At 53.2% G+C, this 17,913-nt stretch carries 15 protein-coding genes; 7 read left to right on the forward strand and 8 right to left on the reverse strand.

Annotated elements, in window-relative coordinates; genetic code table 11:
* The first annotated feature begins 5 nt into the window (after positions 1-5).
* A complete protein-coding gene (locus GS535_RS07920; RefSeq protein WP_160791854.1) occupies positions 6-1,241 on the forward strand; it encodes an FAD/NAD(P)-binding oxidoreductase in 1,236 nt (411 codons plus the stop codon).
* Between the two features lie 320 nt (positions 1,242-1,561).
* Entirely contained in the window at positions 1,562-2,887 is a 1,326-nt protein-coding gene (locus GS535_RS07925) for an Nramp family divalent metal transporter (RefSeq protein ID WP_370518153.1), read from the forward strand.
* On the opposite strand, the gene GS535_RS07930 is transcribed toward GS535_RS07925, so the two are convergent.
* Positions 2,884-3,498 carry a hypothetical protein gene (locus GS535_RS07930; protein WP_160791856.1) on the reverse strand — a complete coding sequence of 205 codons (615 nt, stop codon included), beginning with the start codon at positions 3,496-3,498 and terminating at the stop codon, positions 2,884-2,886. The genes GS535_RS07925 and GS535_RS07930 overlap by 4 nt on opposite strands.
* 323 nt (positions 3,499-3,821) lie before the next feature.
* Here GS535_RS07930 and GS535_RS07935 point away from each other — a divergent pair, with 323 nt between their 5' ends.
* Positions 3,822-4,322 carry a hypothetical protein gene (locus GS535_RS07935; protein WP_160791857.1) on the forward strand — a complete coding sequence of 167 codons (501 nt, stop codon included), beginning with the start codon at positions 3,822-3,824 and terminating at the stop codon, positions 4,320-4,322.
* Between the two features lie 142 nt (positions 4,323-4,464).
* On the opposite strand, the gene GS535_RS07940 is transcribed toward GS535_RS07935, so the two are convergent.
* Positions 4,465-7,059, reverse strand: coding sequence for an MMPL family transporter (locus GS535_RS07940; RefSeq protein WP_160791858.1), 2,595 nt, complete (start codon positions 7,057-7,059; stop codon positions 4,465-4,467).
* Positions 7,060-7,161: 102 nt separating this feature from the next.
* On the opposite strand from GS535_RS07940, the gene GS535_RS07945 reads away from it, so the two are divergent.
* Complete coding sequence (locus GS535_RS07945; protein ID WP_202401578.1) at positions 7,162-7,764, forward strand: YigZ family protein; 603 nt, start codon at positions 7,162-7,164, stop codon at positions 7,762-7,764.
* 11 nt (positions 7,765-7,775) lie between these two features.
* On the opposite strand, the gene radA is transcribed toward GS535_RS07945, so the two are convergent.
* From radA to GS535_RS07965, 4 genes are read right to left on the reverse strand one after another with little or no spacing between them, the layout of a single operon-like run.
* Positions 7,776-9,182 carry a DNA repair protein RadA gene (radA, locus tag GS535_RS07950; protein ID WP_160791859.1) on the reverse strand — a complete coding sequence of 469 codons (1,407 nt, stop codon included), beginning with the start codon at positions 9,180-9,182 and terminating at the stop codon, positions 7,776-7,778.
* A gap of 11 nt (positions 9,183-9,193) precedes the next feature.
* Positions 9,194-9,982 (reverse strand): ABC transporter ATP-binding protein, encoded by a 789-nt coding sequence (locus tag GS535_RS07955; RefSeq protein WP_160791860.1) that lies wholly within the window; start codon positions 9,980-9,982, stop codon positions 9,194-9,196.
* A gap of 24 nt (positions 9,983-10,006) precedes the next feature.
* Positions 10,007-10,792, reverse strand: a complete 786-nt coding sequence (locus GS535_RS07960; RefSeq protein ID WP_160791861.1) for an ABC transporter permease — start codon at positions 10,790-10,792, stop codon at positions 10,007-10,009.
* Positions 10,793-10,847: 55 nt separating this feature from the next.
* Entirely contained in the window at positions 10,848-12,026 is a 1,179-nt protein-coding gene (locus GS535_RS07965; RefSeq protein WP_160791862.1) for a hypothetical protein, read from the reverse strand.
* Between the two features lie 252 nt (positions 12,027-12,278).
* On the opposite strand from GS535_RS07965, the gene GS535_RS07970 reads away from it, so the two are divergent.
* From GS535_RS07970 to cysC, 3 genes are all read left to right on the forward strand, one after another.
* A complete protein-coding gene (locus GS535_RS07970; RefSeq protein WP_160791863.1) occupies positions 12,279-12,995 on the forward strand; it encodes a phosphoadenylyl-sulfate reductase in 717 nt (238 codons plus the stop codon).
* Positions 12,996-13,062: 67 nt separating this feature from the next.
* A complete protein-coding gene (gene cysD / locus GS535_RS07975) occupies positions 13,063-13,857 on the forward strand; it encodes a sulfate adenylyltransferase subunit CysD (protein ID WP_160791958.1) in 795 nt (264 codons plus the stop codon).
* A 17-nt stretch (positions 13,858-13,874) separates the two neighbouring features.
* Positions 13,875-15,743, forward strand: coding sequence for an adenylyl-sulfate kinase (gene cysC / locus GS535_RS07980; protein ID WP_160791864.1), 1,869 nt, complete (start codon positions 13,875-13,877; stop codon positions 15,741-15,743).
* Between the two features lie 46 nt (positions 15,744-15,789).
* On the opposite strand, the gene GS535_RS07985 is transcribed toward cysC, so the two are convergent.
* Entirely contained in the window at positions 15,790-17,130 is a 1,341-nt protein-coding gene (locus GS535_RS07985) for a UDP-glucose/GDP-mannose dehydrogenase family protein (protein ID WP_160791865.1), read from the reverse strand.
* 95 nt (positions 17,131-17,225) lie between these two features.
* On the reverse strand, positions 17,226-17,888 hold the full coding sequence (locus GS535_RS07990) for a hypothetical protein (RefSeq protein ID WP_160791866.1): 663 nt from the start codon (positions 17,886-17,888) through the stop codon (positions 17,226-17,228).
* Positions 17,889-17,913 lie beyond the last annotated feature (25 nt).

The raw sequence follows: 17,913 nt of genomic DNA on the forward strand, positions 1-17,913 counted from the left end.
CCGGTATGGTAGAGGCACATTCCGTAGAACGTTTTACGGTTGTGATTGTTGGTGGTGGTGCAGGAGGAATTTCTGTTGCCGCCCGATTGCGACGCCGAGACCCGCATATTACCATTGCGGTGATTGATCCGTCAGCAACGCATGCCTATCAGCCGGGTTGGACTCTTGTCGGGGCGGGTGTGATGACATCCGCCCAGACGTTACGCCAAGAAGGCGGACTGATCCCTCAGGGTGTGACATGGCTGCGTGAGGCGGTGCAGTCCTTCCAACCAGATGAGCAGTCTGTCATGCTGGAGAATGGCCAAGTCGTTGAGTATCAACGTTTGATTGTCTGCCCAGGTATCCAGCTTGATTGGGACAGCGTAAAAGGCCTGAAAGAGACATTAGGCCGCCATGGTGTCACCTCGAATTATGACCGCGATAGTGCTGCCTATACATGGGAGTGCGTCCGGCATTTAGGCCAGGGAAAAGCGATCTTTACGCAACCACCGATGCCGATTAAATGTGCGGGTGCACCACAGAAGGCCGTCTATCTATCGTCAGACTATTGGCGACGTGAGGGGGTGCTTCATCATATTAATGTGCAGTTTTGCCTAGCGGGTGGGGCGTTGTTTGGCGTTCCTTATTTTGTGCCATCTCTCCAAAAAACGATGGATTATTACGGGGTAGATATCCACTATAAGGAAAATCTTATCGCCGTTGATGGAGAGAAGAAGGAAGCGACTTTCCAGAAAGTAGGCACTGATGAAACGGTGGTGCGGTCTTTTGACATGTTACATGTTGTTCCACCACAAAGTGCGCCGGCGTTCGTTAAAAATAGTCCGTTAGCGAATGACAATGGCTGGTTGGATGTCGATCCTCATACATTGCAGCATAAACGTTATGCGACGGTTTTTGGTCTTGGTGATGTGTTGGGGACGAGTAACGCAAAAACAGCCGCAGCAGCGCGCGATCAGGCTCCGATTGTGGCGGGGAATGTGCTGAATTCTCTTTCCGGTAGTCCGTTAACAGAACAGTATGATGGATATGGGGCGTGCCCTTTGACCGTGTCCTACGGGCGTGTTGTGCTGGCCGAGTTCCTTTATGATGGGAAGGTTGCCCCAACATTCCCATATGATCAGCGTAAACCCAGTCGTTTTGCGTGGCTGCTAAAAACGCAGATTTTCCCGCGTCTATACTGGAATGGTATGCTTCGTGGGGTGGATCCACGCGTGACCCATAAAGTGTTAAAAGACACGTAGTAGGGGGCTGGTTCATCCCTTTTGTTCCATACAGGGGGCGCTCAGTAAATATGGTGGTGACGTGTGGCACGATCGTTCGTTTCTGTTTAGCGCGTCACATGTCGCTACCATCATAAAGAGTAAAAAAGGGTGGAGTAGGCTGTCGTCATCAAAGGTGAAAAATGGCCTCTTCACTCTTTTGTTCGTATGAAGAGTGTTTTCTTAAAGAGCGGGATAAAGGGGCACTTGTCTCAGGTTTGCTGTCGCTTAAGCGTTTATTGTCGTCTATAGGCAATAACTTCTTGGGCAATAAAAAGAATTACGCCTATAGTTGTTGGTCTATGAAGCAAAATTCGCCACCGTTTCTTGACGCTCAGCCGTCTTCTTCCATGCATCCGGCAGGATTAGTGTCTGTGCCGGGGCGAGCCGCTTTTTGGCTGCGGCGTTTTCTGGCCTTTGTTGGGCCGGGTTATATGGTGGCGGTGGGGTATATGGACCCCGGCAATTGGGCGACAGACCTTCAAGGTGGGTCTGAGTTTGGCTATACGCTGCTCTTTGCTATTTTGTTGTCCAATATCATGGCCGTGATATTGCAGGCGCTGTCCGCTCGACTGGGTGTCGTGACGGATCATGACTTGGCTCAAGCATGTCGGGCTTGGTTACCGGGATGGATGCGCCTCCCCTTGTGGCTGACCTGTGAAGTTGCGATTATTGCTTGTGATCTTGCTGAGGTTATCGGCACGGCTGTGGCTTTGCAGCTTCTATTTGGCTTCCCCATTTTGGTGGGAACGGCGATCTCCGTTCTTGATGTGTTTTTAGTGCTGCTTCTTATGCGGCATGGCTTCCGATGGTTAGAAGCATTTGTGATGACCCTTCTGGGGATCATTGCCGTGTGCTTCGGGATACAGATGGTCGCCTCATCACCAGATATTGGCGAGGTTTTTCAAGGTTTTCTGCCCTCTTCCACGCTTCTGACGCAGCCTGATATGTTGTATATCGCCATCGGCATCGTGGGTGCGACGGTGATGCCGCATAATTTATATTTGCACTCTTCTCTCGTGCAGAGCCGCAATTATGATCGTACGCTTGAGGGGCGGAAAGACGCGCTACGCTGGGCAACATGGGATAGCACGATTGCGCTCACCTTAGCCTTGTTTGTGAATGCGGCTATCCTCATTGTTGCGGCGGCGGCCTTTTACCGAACGGGGCATCATGACGTTGCAGAGATTAGCGATGCATGGCGGCTTCTTTCCCCTATTCTGGGCTTTGGTCTGGCCTCTACTCTTTTTGCGGTGGCACTGCTGGCAGCTGGTACGAATTCGACGGTGACGGGTACGCTAGCCGGACAAATTGTGATGGAAGGCTTTTTAAAGCTGCGCCTTCCCTATTGGGCACGGCGTATGGTGACGCGTGGCCTTGCCGTGTTGCCTGTGGTGGTGATTGTTGGGCTTTATGGACAGAGCAAAGTCGGAGCTTTGCTGGTTTTCAGTCAGATTGTCCTTTCCATGCAGCTGCCTTTTGCGGTGATTCCGTTGGTCTATTTTGTGTCTCATAAACGTATCATGGGGGCGTTACGTCTCTCACATCCTCTTATGGTTGTGTCGTGGGTGATTGTTGGCATTGTCGTGGTGCTCAATGGAAAGCTTCTGTGGGACGCTGTTTTTTAAGACAGGGTGTTCGCTTGATCATGACGAAATTCTTTCCCTAAAAGGATAAAGCCTAGATTATTGATGGGCTGATGATGGCGTGTATCCGTTGCGCTGAGAATATCGCGGTACGTAAAAGTATCGGTGTCATTCTCAGTTTCGTTGAAGGCATTAATTTCAGTGATAATCAGGTTATTTTCACGCACGATATAGATGACTTCAATAGGGTGGATCACAAAGGTGATCCGCCTAGTCGGGGCGTCATCGTCTTTGTAGGTGATCGCTAGGCGGCTTGGTTGTGCATGCGTTGCATATAATTTTTCTGGTTCGGGAAGAAAAAGGCTTGGTGGTTGGATAACGAGACCGTTTTCTAGAATAACCTTATTGTCATTGGATTCTTTGGCCAAGTTTAACATGCCATTTTGAAGAGGAATGGTTGGGGAAGAAATGGCGTCTTGTTGCGCTTTCTTTTTCTTCTTATGAGCTGCGAGTATGACGCAAAGCAGAACCATGACGAATGAAATAGCTGCAGCATAGAAGAGATTGCTGGGAAATGGGATTAGGCCAGTGAGGGTATAAAAAAGTGATATAAGACAGGTGACGATACCCCAGACCATGATCCATTTTGTCATTCCTTGGCCCCTTCCATTATTCCCGCGTGCATCTGTGACCCTTCTTGGCGGAGATAGGGTAAAAACGCATCCTTTTTCTGTATTATTGGGGCATTTTGAAGATCATCATGATGGTTCAAACAAGCGGTGAGGGGATGCCTTGAAGAGCGGCGTTGCCTTGGCTGTTTGGTTGTCCACATGGAGACTATATTTAAGCCAGACGTTTGTTACGCCTTGTTTTCCTTCACACATTTCATCCCTGATGATGGGAGGAAAATCCTATTGTTGACAAGATACATCTCTATCCCACGCACAGGTATTTTTAGACGTCAGGAAGGACGACAATGTTTTTGGATGCATTCCAGAACGACGATATTCATACAATGAGAGAAAAGTTATTTGCTCGGTTTTATACGGCTGGTGGAGATGGTCATGTCCCTAACATGTGGCAAGAACAGGCCATGAGGTTTTTGGAAGCTCTTTTTACGCCTTTGTCGTATTTGGTGGAATTTGGCATTTTATCCCCTAAATTTACGACGCTTCGTGATTATCTTGAGCTCCCTCACATAGAAAATCTTGCATGGTCTGGCGTGGTTTCAGGAGGGGTGGCGGTCTCTATTGATCTCAAAGAGGGAGATGGTAGGTGCCAGCGTCTTTATCGTGTGATGATCGAGAAATGTCGGTCTTTAAGGCGCTATCTTGAGCGTCTTTCAGGCCGTTGGACGGCTGGGGCAGAAGAAAGCGTTCCTCAAAGGAAAAGAGATGTGGAAGACCGTCTTCGTGTGCTGAAACATCACCGTTATATTACTGAAGAGATCAAGATGGAAATGGCTCGACTACTTTGAGGGAACGTGCCTCATACATGTGTTCCCATGCATTGAGCGATGTTTAGCTGGAAGAGCTTGGGAAAAGGCCTCTGCCTCGCTGAACGGTTTATCGGCAGAACGGGATAGTAAATGAGCGGGCTTGTTGCCCGCTCATGAGGGGTTACTCGCTGTCTTGCTGTGACGATGTTGGCAGCAAAACCGGGATGAAGAACAACGAGCATAGCAATGTGCAGCCGAGTGATAATAGGAGAAGCCGCCCCATGCTGGCTGTTCCCGGATGGGCTGACAAAGCAAGCGACCCAAAGGCGGAACCTGTTGTCAGGGCTGAAAAGAGCACGGCTCGTGCGGTTGGGGAGGCCAATGGATGGCGGATCCCTGCACGCCAATTCATGACAAAATAAATATTAAACGACACGCCGACGCCAAGGAGGAGCGGCAGAGCGATAATATTCGCGTAATTCAGCGGTTCTGGTATCGCCACAATTAAGATGACGGTGAGTAAGGACGAGAGAATTAAGGGGATGAGGACGAGGAGACTATCGACCAACCGGCGGAGTGTTACCAATAAAATAAGTGCAATACCGATGATGGCGCATAATGCTGCAATCAGGAAGGCATGCGTAATGGTGTGCGCACTCTCCGTAATCTCCAAAGCAGGGCCCGCAATGGTAGGGTTTACGGTGCGAAGCTCTGTAATAAAGCGATGGAGTGTTTCGGGGTTAGACATTTGCCCTTTTGGGTGGATGACCAAGCGATAATGCCCATCAGGGGAGAGATAATTGGCGCGAATATCGTCAGGAATATCGTTTAGCCCAACGGGTGATGGGGTCAGCACTGTGCGAAGCTGTGAAAGCTCGTCTGGCAGAAAGCGTGTTAAAGCGGCATTTGCTGCCATAACCGTTGCATCTGGTGCCTGTGAAAGACGCTCAAGAGCCTCGCGCAACGTGCGTAATGGTGGGGTAAGCGCTTTGTCGCTTAGGGCACCTAAACGCTGGCTTGTTGCATGTGCGGCATCACGAAGTTCTTGCGCAGAAGGCGGGGCAGCAGGATGGGGAACGGTGAGGGTGGGGAGCAAAATATCAGCCGCATCATGCAAGAGCTGAAACTTCGTGTTTTGGTCTTCAGGGACGAGCGCACCAAGCCATAGGACATCATGCACACTTGGAAGGGCACTAAAGGCTTTCGCTTGTTTCTCAGCTGTTTCTTTGTCTGCCACCAATACCTGTGCATTATAAGGGGTGGTGAGAGGATTAGCCTCTAACAGCGTGAGCGCCTTCATCCCTTCTGTATTGGGGTTTTTGGTATGCAACGGGTCTGAGTCGAACGACAAGAAAGGCGTAAGCCCTAAGCCTGTGAGGCCCAAGAGTGCAAAGACGCCTAATAATGGACGACGATGCCGCCGTAAGAACAGATCAACGGGCAGCAGACGGGATGTGGCACGTTTACGGGCAACAGGTTGCGCACCCAATAAGGTCAGGAGCGCAGGCAACAGGCTCAACGTGCAGAAGAAGGCGATGATCATCCCAGCCCCGGCAATCAGGCCAAGCTGCGCGACGCCAACAAAGCTGGTGGGGGTGAAGCCCATAAAGCCCGTAGCGGTGGCGAGTGCTGCGATAAAGATCTGCCCACCACTTTCTTTTCCGGTTCGCTCAATGGCGTCATGAGCAGAAAGAGGGCGGCCATCGTGGTTTTCTTGGCTGCGGAAACGGACGCCATATTGAATGGCAAAGTCCACCGCAATTCCGACAAAGAGAATGGCAAACGCGACGGAAATCAGATTAAGCGTGCCGACCGCAACAGCTGCGAAGCCCGTGGTGAGAAGCAATCCTGAGATAAGGGTCAGCAAGATCGGCACAATCATCCGCCAAGAGCGCACAGCGAGAACGAGCCAAAGGGTGACGAGGGCGAGAGAGAGGATGAGACCCAAAACCATGCCGCTCGCAACGGTTGAGAACTCCTCATCATTCAGTTTGGCTTCTCCCGTAATCAGAGCAGAGGCGCGTTTTGCTTTCACCGTTGGGAGCTGGTTAAAAGCAGCGCGCATGGCCTCTGTAGAAGCAGCGGATGGTTCAAATGAGGAAAAATCAACACGCGGTTTAGTGACCACAAACTGATAATGCCCGCCCATTTCTTGAAGCTTACCAGCCAGCATGGTCTGCCATGAGAGCGGTTGTGCGTCCCCGCGTGACGCATGGTCTAATGTGGTGGCCATGGTGCCAAGAGCGCTTGCAAAGCTTGCGGGCAGTTCTTGGCCATGTTGAAGGCCCATAGCCATGAGCCCGAACGTACTAAAAAGGCCACGAGCCGAAGGATCAGCGGCTAAGGAGCCGAGAAATGGCTGTGCAGCAATGGTGGAATCCAAGACAGGCTCAAGCGTGTCAGTGTCTAAAAAGAGGAGACCATTGCGGGTATAGTACGGATTTGCGTCTGGTTCGGTAACAGAGACAAAATGCGCTTTATCGGCCTGCAGAGAGAGGGCGAGCTGATGGGCTGTCTCACGGCCTTCCTCTGGGGTAGCGGCATCAATAATGGCGACTAAGGTGCCCTTTTCCCCCGGGAATTGGTGCTCAAGGGCTGTGTTGCGCTGCTTCCAAGGCAGTGAATCAGCAAAAAGCTTGTCTGTCTCGGTGGTGATACCGAGCTGGTTCATGCTGAGCCATCCCGCTCCTGTGCAGAGGAGGACGAACAGAACCACGACGAGGAAAGCGTGGCGGGCGCAGAAGGCATTGAGCCTGTTTGTCAGATCCGAGAGCATAGTTATGACCCATACTCTTCTAGGATGTTTTTTTCTATCCCTGTTTTAATGATGAGCGATGTTTACTGAGAGCTGACAGAATCCTTTTTTTTCGGCACAATAATGACCATGACTTGGACACTTGATGGCATTGCAGAACATGAAAGCGTTATCCGCCACAGCGTCTTCCGCACGCGGGCGGCGCCGGTGGCTGATGAGGCCGGAGCGCTTGCTTTCCTCAGTGAGGTTGCCGTGCCGGATGCAACGCATAATTGCTGGGCGTTTAAAGCCGGAGGGCGCTTTCGTGCGAGTGATGACGGGGAGCCGTCTGGCACAGCAGGACGGCCCATTTTATCGGCCATTGAGGGGCAGGATTTTGATGGTGTGATGGTGGTCGTCACGCGTTGGTTTGGCGGTGTGAAGCTCGGAGCGGGTGGGCTTGTCCGTGCCTATGGCGGCGCTGCAGCGGCGTGTTTGCGGGAGGCGAGTAAGAGCGAACATATTGAACGCACAAGGCTTGGCTTTCATTGCCCGTTCCATATTTACAGTGAGGTAGAAGCCAAACTGCCCGGTTGGCAGGTCGAAACGCTTTCCTGTGAGTTTGACGCAGAAGGGGCGGAGATGGTGTTGGGTGTCCCCGTTGCTGAGTGCGAGGCCGTCACAACGTGGTTGCGTGACCTGACACGCGGGCAAAGGCCGATCCGCTTCCTTGATGACCCTGCGTGACTATGTGCGCCTTAGGAGTCTTTCTCTGGAGCGGCGAAACGCTCAACCAAGTCACTGAGATGGCCTGTTTCTTGTAAGGCGAGTCCCTTGGGGGGCTTGGGCCGGGCATTGGCATTGCCGACATGGCGCGGCACGACGGCTTGTTGAAAGCCCAGCTTGCCAATCTCTTTCAGGCGGAGTTCGGCTTGGGGCACTTGCCGCACTTCACCAGAGAGGCCAATTTCCCCAAAATAAGCGGAATTTGCGGCCGTGGGTTGCCCAGTCGCGGCGGAGATGAGGGCCGCGGCGACGGCGAGGTCGGCTGCCGGTTCAGAGATCTTGAGCCCCCCCGTGACATTCAGATGCACATCCATAGAGCCGAGTTTGAGCCCGCATCGTGCTTCTAACACGGCCAAGATCATGCTGAGACGTGAACTATCCCACCCTAAAACAGCACGGCGAGCCGCGCCATCGCCTGATTTAGCAGAGAGCAGCACTTGGACTTCCAGCAGGACGGGCCGTGTGCCCTCAAGGCCCGCAAACACGGCGGAGCCTGCAATATTGCCGCGTCGTTCTGCTAAGAAGAGGGCTGAAGGGTTGGGCACTTCACGCAGGCCTGTATCGGTCATGGCAAACACACCGATTTCATCCGTTGCGCCAAAGCGGTTCTTAGCCCCCCGAAGGATACGGAATTGATGGCCACGATCGCCTTCAAAATAGAGCACGGCATCCACCATATGCTCTAACACGCGTGGGCCTGCTAACGCGCCCTCTTTGGTGACATGACCAATGAGAACGAGTGAGAAGCCCACTGTCTTGGCCAAGCGGATCAGCTCAAAAGCGCAATGACGTACTTGTGAGACAGAACCGGGGGCGCTGGCGACATCTTCAAGCCACATGGTTTGGATTGAATCGATGACCACGACTTTATGAGCGCGTCGTTCTTCCAATGTGGCGGCAATATCAGCCACATTGATGGATGCTGCGAGGTCGAGACTATCAAGAGCGTGCGGGTTCTGGTCGAGCTCAAGGCGTTGGGCCCGTAGGCGGATTTGGTCAATCGCCTCCTCTCCCGATACGTAGAGTACAGGGTGCTGAGAGCGCGCTAAGGCACAGGTCATTTGCAGCATGAGGGTGGATTTCCCAATCCCGGGGTCTCCACCAACCAGCACGGCAGAACCGGGGACAATACCCCCGCCCAGCACACGGTTCAGTTCAGTGATGCTGGTATCAATGCGCTCCGGGGGTTGAACCTTGCCGTCCAGCCGCGTTGTGACGAGGCGTCCTGCTTTTTTGGAGGAGGTGCGGTTAGGTGTGGCGCTGACGGTCTCTTCTTCCAGCGTGTTCCACTCTCCACATTGTTCACAACGTCCGGCCCATTTACTGGTACGGGCGTGGCAGGATTGGCAGATGAACGTGGTTGTGGGTTTTTTGGCCATAGCTTTAACCCTTAAAGGGGATGTTCAGTCTTGATGGGCCCTTCACGCCGCCCATGAGTGAATTGGTCAACAATCGGGTTGCCTGAATGCATGAGCTCAGAGGCTTGGCCCTGCCAAATGAGCTTGCCTTGATAGAGCATGGCGGCTCGATTGCCGATCCGCTGGGCGGAAGCCATATCATGGGTAATGGCAATGGCTGTAGACCCAAGGTGACTGACACAGTCTGCGATAAGCCCGTCAATCACGGCTCCCATGATAGGATCAAGGCCAGTGGTGGGCTCGTCGAAGAAGAGAATATCGGGATGGCTAGCAATCGCTCGCGCGAGGCCGACGCGTTTTTGCATCCCACCAGACAGCTCTGATGGGCTGAGAGCGCCGACGGCTTCATCAAGCCCAACTTGGGAGAGAAGTGTGAGGGCTTCGGGCTGCATTTCGGAACGCAGGAGAGGCTTGGATTGAGCGCGGCGTTTAGCACGTAGGCCGAACATCACATTATCAAGCACACTCATACTGTCGAACAGAGCGGCATTTTGGAACAGCATCCCGATATTTTGACGGATTTGATGTTGATGGTGTGGCTTGGCACGCAAAACATCGACACCATCAATCTCGATTGTGCCGGCGTCAGGCTCAATAAGGCCGAGAATGCACCGCAAGAGGACGGACTTTCCCGTGCCAGAGCCCCCAATGATGACCATGGATGTGCCCGTTTCGACGTCCAGATCAACCCCATCAAGGACGACCTTAGAGCCAAACGATTTTTTAAGGCCACGAATGCGGATGCGGGGCTGTTGGGTCATAAAAGCGCTCAGAGACAGGGAGGATTAGGTAGTAAAGAAAAGATCAGTGAGGAGATAATCAAAGGTCAGAAGAAGGATAGAAGCGGCCACCACAGTGGCTGTTGCCGCCGCGCCCACACCTTCAGCCCCACCTTTGCTGTGGTAGCCATGATAGCAGCCTAGCAGAGCAATGAGAAAGCCAAAGACAGCCGCTTTAATAAGCCCAACGCTCACATCCATCGCGTTAAGAGAGGCTAGCGTGCCGTTCATATAGCTTTCTGGTGTAAAGCCCAGCTTTCCGATCGCTACGGTAAAGCCGCCAAAAACACCGAGAATATCCGCGATGAGTACCAAGAAAGGCAACGCAACAATCGCTGCAAGAAGGCGTGGTGTGACCAGATATTTCATCGGGTCAGTGGATAGAGTGCGCAGCGCATCAATCTGGTCTGTCACCCGCATCGTGCCAATTTGGGCTGATAACGCCGCCCCGACACGGCCTGCAACCATGAGACCGGCTAAAACGGGGCCAAGCTCTCGCGTGATGGAAAGAACCACAATATTCGCCACGGCATTTTCTGCGTGATAATGGCGAAAACCACTATAAGATTGCAGCGCAATGACCCCGCCGGAGAAGATTGCCGTTAAGGCGACAACAGGGAGTGAGAGAAACCCAATTTCGACCAATGTTCGCCCAAAGATAGCGGCGTAAAAAGGCGGGCGGACAATCCCAGAGAGTCCTTTCAGACCAAAAAGCGTGATGCTGCCGACCCGTTGTAGGATGGAAAGAGTGCTGCGTCCAAGATGGACGAAGGGAGATAGAAAGATGTTCACACGCTAGCCCTCTCTTACGGTTTGTTACGCGCGGTCGCCATGTAAGAGAGCTGCCTCATGGCGTTATATGTGGGTGGGAAGTGACAGACGGACTTTTATGTTCTGTGGATAGAGAAGGAGCCGTCTGCGTCTTTGGGGGTGACGGTGCGTTAGAGAGTGGTGGTGCATTGTTTAGCCCCTGAGCGGCACCGTCAGTCTGGGAGACGGGCGGGGCAGAGGATGGTGCTTTCTGAGGGGGTGTCAGTGATGGCGCAGCCACAGGCGGTGTTGGAGCTTTTGGTGATGGATGAGAGGATGGCACCGGGTGCAGATGGGGAGCTTCTTGTGTAGAAACCTGCGGGCTAGGGATAGGTTGGGCTGTACCTAACCCCTGAGCTGAACCATCTGGTTTATTGGGTGTAGGCGCATCGGGGCTTGCTGGAGCTGGTGCGGCGGCTGCAGCTTGTTCAGCGTTCGTTGTTTGGTGGATATGGCCATTCCCCGATTGATTGAGGCTATTGGTAATATGACCAAGCGTGAGGGAAGAATTGTCGCGTGTGGAGGTGTTCGCAGTGCCAAGCTGGGCCATGATAGAGGCGTTCGACTGGTCTGCCATCATAAGGGACAATGTGTCGATTTGCCCTTGTGCAATAGAGAGTTGGCTTGACCCACTCATTTGTGCCGATAAAGCGGTGAGGAAAGCTTGATCAACATGCAAACGGGCTTGTTCTGCGATGAGAATTTCAGCAGCGCGATCGAGCTGATGAATATACACAGATGATGTGCCACGAAGAGAGAGATCCAGCGATTGCACATGGTCAATCTCTAAAGTGGCATCTGTGAGGTTGCTTTCTAATGTGGAGAGCGTCCCCGTGATCTTAATGGTCGCAAGGGGGCTATCATGCAGGGTGAGTGTGGTACCGGGGGCTAGGCGCAGGAAGAGCGGAAGATGTTGCCGGCAGCTGGGCAAAGCGACATGCACGCTCTGTTCGGCACCGTCTTTTGTTGTATGGACGACTGTTGCTCTGTTGGTTGCCTCATCGAGAGACAGTCCTGTTTTCAGTGCGGGATCTACTTTTAAATGAACAGAGGCACAGGGTGCGCTGAGGTCAAGCTCGTCGCCAGAAAAGACGGAGGAGCGGGTGGCAGACGCTGCGTGAACCTGAGGGGCACTCACCGTGAGTGCGCTCAGTAAGCTAAGAGCGAATATATGCCCATAAAGAGGGAGGGCGGACAGGATAGGACGCTTCTTCACGCATGAACTCCCAATGTTGGACGCTTGAGCATAATACTTGCTAGAGGCGCTATACTCTCTGCGATCACAATTCCCGAAATGACAAGACAGTATAGGGGCTCTTGTTCTGTGATGATAGGCCCATCTTGAGGAGAGAGGAAGGAAAGGATGAAAATTAAACGATAATACATCGTTATTTTATAAAAGAACATTGATAAATAGAGAATAAGGGTCTAGGCCTAAGGAAGCGTAGAAGCGAAAGGACAGGAGTCTATGGCGCTTTCAACACAGGAGTTAGCCGCTCTTAGAGAAGTGGAAGCAAGCGGTAATGCCGCACAAACAACACAGCATGTGTTGCGTTATGTGGCAGATACATTGCGAGGACGTGTGGCTGTTGTGTCGTCTTTTGGAGCGGAGTCTGCCGTTCTATTAGCGCAGGTCGCTCAGTATGATGCGACAATTCCTGTCTTCTTCCTTGATACGTTACGTCATTTTCCCGAGACATTGGCTTATCGTGAGACATTAACCCAGGCGCTGGGGTTGCGTGATGTCCGCATTTTATCACCTCAGCGGCCAGCGTTAGAGGCGCGTGATCCTCACGATCAGCTCGCTGATTTTGACCCCGATGCATGTTGCGCGCTGCGTAAGGTAGAACCCTTGGATGTCGTGCTGCCAGAGTTTGATGTGTGGATCACTGGGCGGAAGCGTAATCAAGCATCGACGCGCACCGCTCTACCTGTGGTGGAACCGCAGGACGATGGCCGCGTAAAGCTCAACCCGTTGGCGGGATGGAGCCGACAGGAGGTTCTCGCTTTTATGGAGTCTCATCATCTTCCTGCGCACCCCCTCGTTGCACAGGGTTACCCTTCTATTGGCTGCGCGCCATGCACGAGGGCGGTAGGCGCGGGTGAAGACAGCCGTTCTGGACGTTGGGCCGGGCAGGCGAAAACCGAGTGTGGCATTCATCGCCCCGTTTCTTCTCCTTCATAAAACACGCATCGCCGGACAGGATTTTACGAAAGGCATAAGCATGACGACCCTTGAACAACCGCAAGCGATGGACGCTTTGGACCAGTTGGAGGCCCAGAGCATTTTCATCCTGCGTGAGGCTTACCGCACGCTCAAACCGATGGCCTTGCTATGGTCTCTTGGTAAAGACAGCAACGTGATGGTCTGGCTCGCGCGTAAGGCGTTTATGGGGCATGTGCCGTTTCCCGTGATGCATGTGGATACTGGGAAGAAATTTCCAGAAATGTATGCGTTTCGGGATGAGTACGTTAAAAAATGGAACCTTGATCTTTTGTTAGGGGACTGTCCCCCTGTTGAAGAGATGGATCCGTCCCTTCCCCCCGCTGCACGCTCTGCTGCGCGGAAGACAGCAGGGTTGGCTTCCTTGATTGAAAAAGAAAAGCTGCGTGGTGTTGTGGCGGGAATCCGCCGTGATGAGCAGGCAACCCGGGCGAAAGAGCGCGTTTTCAGCCCGCGTGGGGCGGGCCATCGTTGGGATGTGCGCAATCAACCACCTGAATTTTGGGATCAATACGCCAAACCTTATGAAGAGGGGATGCATGTGCGTGTTCATCCGCTTCTGTCATGGCGTGAAATTGATATTTGGCGGTACATTGAGCGAGAGAATATTCCGCTGGTGGATCTGTATTTCGCCAAGAATGGTAAACGCTACCGGTCATTGGGGGACCAAGACATTACAAGCCCGATTGAGAGCCATGCCTCAACCGTCGCAGAGGTGATTGAAGAGCTTGAACATAGTCGCACGTCAGAACGTGCTGGGCGTGCGATGGATCATGAATCTGAGGATGCTTTTGAGCGTCTTCGTGTGGCTGGTTATCTCTAAGGGTTGAGGCGTATTTTATGACAGATTTATCATCATCACCGCGGCGTCATGCGGTGAGCACACCGATTGTGATCGTTGGTCATGTGGATCACGGGAAATCAACCCTCATTGGCCGCCTTCTTTATGATACAGACAGTCTGCCAGATGGGCAGGTTGCACAGATCATTGAGGTAAGCCGGAAACGTGGTCTTGCTGTGGAATGGAGCTTTTTGCTCGATTCTCTTCAGATTGAGCGTGACCAAGGGGTAACGGTTGATTCAACACGTATTCCTTTTCAACTGAATAACCGAGATTATGTGATCGTGGATGCGCCCGGCCATCGCCAGTTTTTGCGCAATATGATTACCGGTGCGGCCGATGCAGAAGCCGCTGTCTTGGTGGTGGATGCAGGTGAAGGGGTGCGGGAGCAAACGCGTCGTCATGCTATGCTGTTGCGCTTGATCGGCATTCGTCATGTCATCGTTTTGATGAACAAAGCGGACGCGGTTGATTTCGATCAGGAAAAACTGGCTCAGACCGAACGTGAGGTGCGTGCGTTCCTTGGGCAGCTCGAGATTCCAGTGACAGAGGTCATCCCCGCGTCAGCACGCGATGGGGATAATATCGCGAACCGCTCAGAGCGGGCGGCGTGGTATCAGGGCCCCACCTTGTTGGAAGCATTGGCCGCTATTCCTGCTCCGCCGTCACGCTGGGCGTTGCCATTCCGTATGCCTGTGCAGGACGTGTATCGCTTTGAAGGCGTGCGCTATGTCGCCGGTCGTATTGAACGCGGAACGGTGCGTGAAGGCGATCGGCTGGTGATTGGCAGCCAAGGCCAAGAAGCAACGGTTGCGGAGGTCTGTCGTTGGCATGCGCCTCATCGTGGTGTGGCAGGTTCTGGTGAATCTATCGCGTTGCGGTTAGAGCCGGATTTAGTGCCAGACCGTGGTGATCTGCTCTATCCTGCCCATGATGAGGCCGCGAAGCCGCTTTGTGCGCCTCGTTTAAAAACGCGTCTCTTCTGGCTGCGTGGTGAACCGCTACAAGTTGGTGAGAGCTTCCGTCTGCGTCTTGCAACAGCCGAGCATGATGTGACGGTTGCCTCTATTGATGCGGTCGTGGATTTGGATGATCTCAGCCTTCGTCCCGGTGAGGAAGTGCCCCCTGACGGATTTGCCGAAATCACGTTAGCGGCTTCTCACAATGTGTTGTTTGATGCGTTTGCTCCGGGGATGCCTGACGGGCGCGGTGTGCTGGTGGATCGTCATCAGCGTATTGTGGGGGGCGCCCCCTTGTTAGGCCCTGCTGAAACGGCTGAGGGACAGCATGCGATTCACCCTACGGCCAGCCGCGTGAGCCCACAAGAACGTTCAGCGCTGAAGGGCCATAAGAGCGGTGTGTTCTGGATGACAGGCCTGCCAGGGTCGGGCAAAAGCACACTCGCCCGTGGTGCAGAAGAACGCCTCGCTGCGGCCGGACGTGCGGTGACCGTCCTTGATGGCGATACGCTGCGCTCTGGTCTATGCTCTGACCTTGGCTTTTCACCAGAAGATCGGCATGAAAATATTCGCCGTGCGGCTCATGTCGCGAAAATTTTGGCGGATGCCGGGCAGATTGTGTTGGTCGCCCTTGTCTCTCCTTTAGCGGAGGATCGTGCGCTTGCGCGGCGCATTATTGGGGAAGGCTGGCACGAAGTCTTCGTGAACGCTCCGCAAGCTTTGTGTGAAAAGCGTGATCCGAAAGGCTTATACGCACAAGCGCGCGATGGTCGTATTGCAGACTTCACAGGCGTTTCTGCCCCTTATGAAGCCCCGCAAAAACCCGACATCGTGCTGCCTGCCGATGGTGACGAGAAGGCGTGTATTGCTGAGTTCGTCACGGTGATGAACCGCGCTGTTGGTTTGTAAAAGAGAATAGGCGGAGGGGCTTTATAATAGTCTCTCCGCCATCTCCTTACGAAGCCGTTTCGTTCTTGCAGCCTAGACGGTGATAGGTAAAACCAGCGTCTCGCCAGGCTCTGGGCTCCCAAATGCCGCGATAATCCAGAACGAGGCGTCCCTTCATCGTGCGGCTTAACTGATGAGGGGTGAGCTCTTTAAAGAGCGGCCATTCTGTTAAAATAAGCACAACATCAGCTCCCTTTGTCGCGTTCAGAGCGCTGTCCGCGTACGGGATGTCTTGGGGGAGCAGCGGGCGGGCTTGGTCCATTCCTTGTGGGTCGAACAGTTGGAGGCGTGCTCCGGCTTCGTGTAGTGCGGGCAAAATGCTTAAAGCTGGGGCGTCACGCATATCATCGGTATGGGCTTTGAAGGTGAGGCCCAGCACAGCGATGATTTTCGTATGAATGGGATGGTCGAGCAAGCTTAAAATACGGTCAGCAAGCCGTTGTTTACGCGCTTCATTGGCGGCGATCGTGATGTCAATCAGCTGCGTTGGTGTGCCTGCCTTGCGGGCTGAGGTGGCAAGCGCGCGTGTATCTTTAGGAAAGCAGGAGCCACCATAGCCGGGGCCGGGCGTGAGGAAGTCGGGGCCAATGCGAGGGTCTTGCCCCATGCCGTGGGTGACTTCACGAATGTCGGCCCCTGTTGCTTCGCACAGATCAGCCATTTCATTGGCGAAAGTCACCTTCATCGCTAAGAAGGCGTTGGCGGCATATTTGGTCAGCTCGGCACTTTCCAACCCCATAAAGGTCAGGCGGTTATGGGGAGTGGTCAGTGGATGATAGAGCTTTGTCAGGAACGCACGGGCATGGGCTCCTTTGTCGGGGCTTTGCTGGTCGAGCCCAATAATAACGCGATCAGGGCGAATAAAATCATCAATCGCGTTGCCTTCACGCAAGAACTCGGGATTAGAAGCAATATGGAAGCTGAGATCAGGCCGATTTTCGCGTAAAATACGGCTGACTTCGCGGCCTGTTCCTACAGGGACGGTGGATTTGGTGACGACGAGTAAAGAATGCGAGGCCATTTTGGCGATGTCATGGGCGACGGCATAAACATAGCTCAAGTCGGCATGGCCGCTGCCGCGTCGTGTCGGGGTGCCGACGGCAATAAAGACGGCTTTACATTCTGCTAACGCGGTTTCCATATCCGCACTAAAGCGTAGCGTACCACGTCTGGCTTCTTGCGAGAAAAGAGCATCAAGCCCGGGTTCATAAATGGGCACATGCCCGCTTTGCAGCTGTGCAAAACGGGCGGGGTCGCGGTCAACAATCGTGACAGACGCCCCAAAGGTTGCCAGGCAGGCTCCAGAGACGAGGCCGACATAGCCTCCGCCAATGATGGCAATCTTCATGACGTCCCTCCACGGTGATGCATGATCCTCTCTAACGGGTAAAACGGAGATGCTCAAACGGTTCTTTGGGTGTGGCTGTGAGGAAGGAAGGTCTCTTACGGGATACCAAGGAGCATGAGTGTTTGATGATCAAGATGTTTCTTCACAACAGCATCTAAGGCTGCTTCAGCGCTTGTGAAATTGCCAATGTTGATGTCATTACGCTCATCGCTTTGGAAGTAATCTGGCGTGAAACCAACGAAACCTTCTGGAGTATTGTGTGTGAGAGCGTAAAGATCGACCGTTGTTGGAAGGGGAGAGGTAATGGATCTGCCTTTTTGGGGATGGCGCGTCGCTTTGAGGAGGTAGACTGTGCTATGGGTGTTGTTGTGCTCGTTTCGACGTGCAACGATAATGGTTGAGAGAGAGTTCTCCCCTACATGCTGTGGGTCCGTTGTGAGTGTATCTTGGCCATCAATTTGGACGAGGTTGGATGGCCCCATATCCTCGGTATAGTCTGCCGGGTCCATCGTGGCCATATACACGTAATATCCTTGGTTTTTTCCCGTTCTGCGCCACGTGCGTGTGACGGTTCCATAACGTTCATCTTCCGTCATCTTGGGGATATATGCGCTGTTGTCATCGAAAGAAATGGGTTCAAATGTGACGCTTTGTGGAGGAGCAGTGTCGCTTTCGGCCCATGCGCAGGGTGCCCCAAGGTTGAGAGTGGTGAGGATGGCTATAGCGAGCTGGGTAAGGGATGGCAGAGTATGCTTCATGGCGTGTATCCTTCTGTAAATTCTG

The sequence above is a fragment of the Saccharibacter sp. EH611 genome (assembly GCF_009834765.1).
Classification (GTDB): Bacteria; Pseudomonadota; Alphaproteobacteria; order Acetobacterales; family Acetobacteraceae; genus Saccharibacter.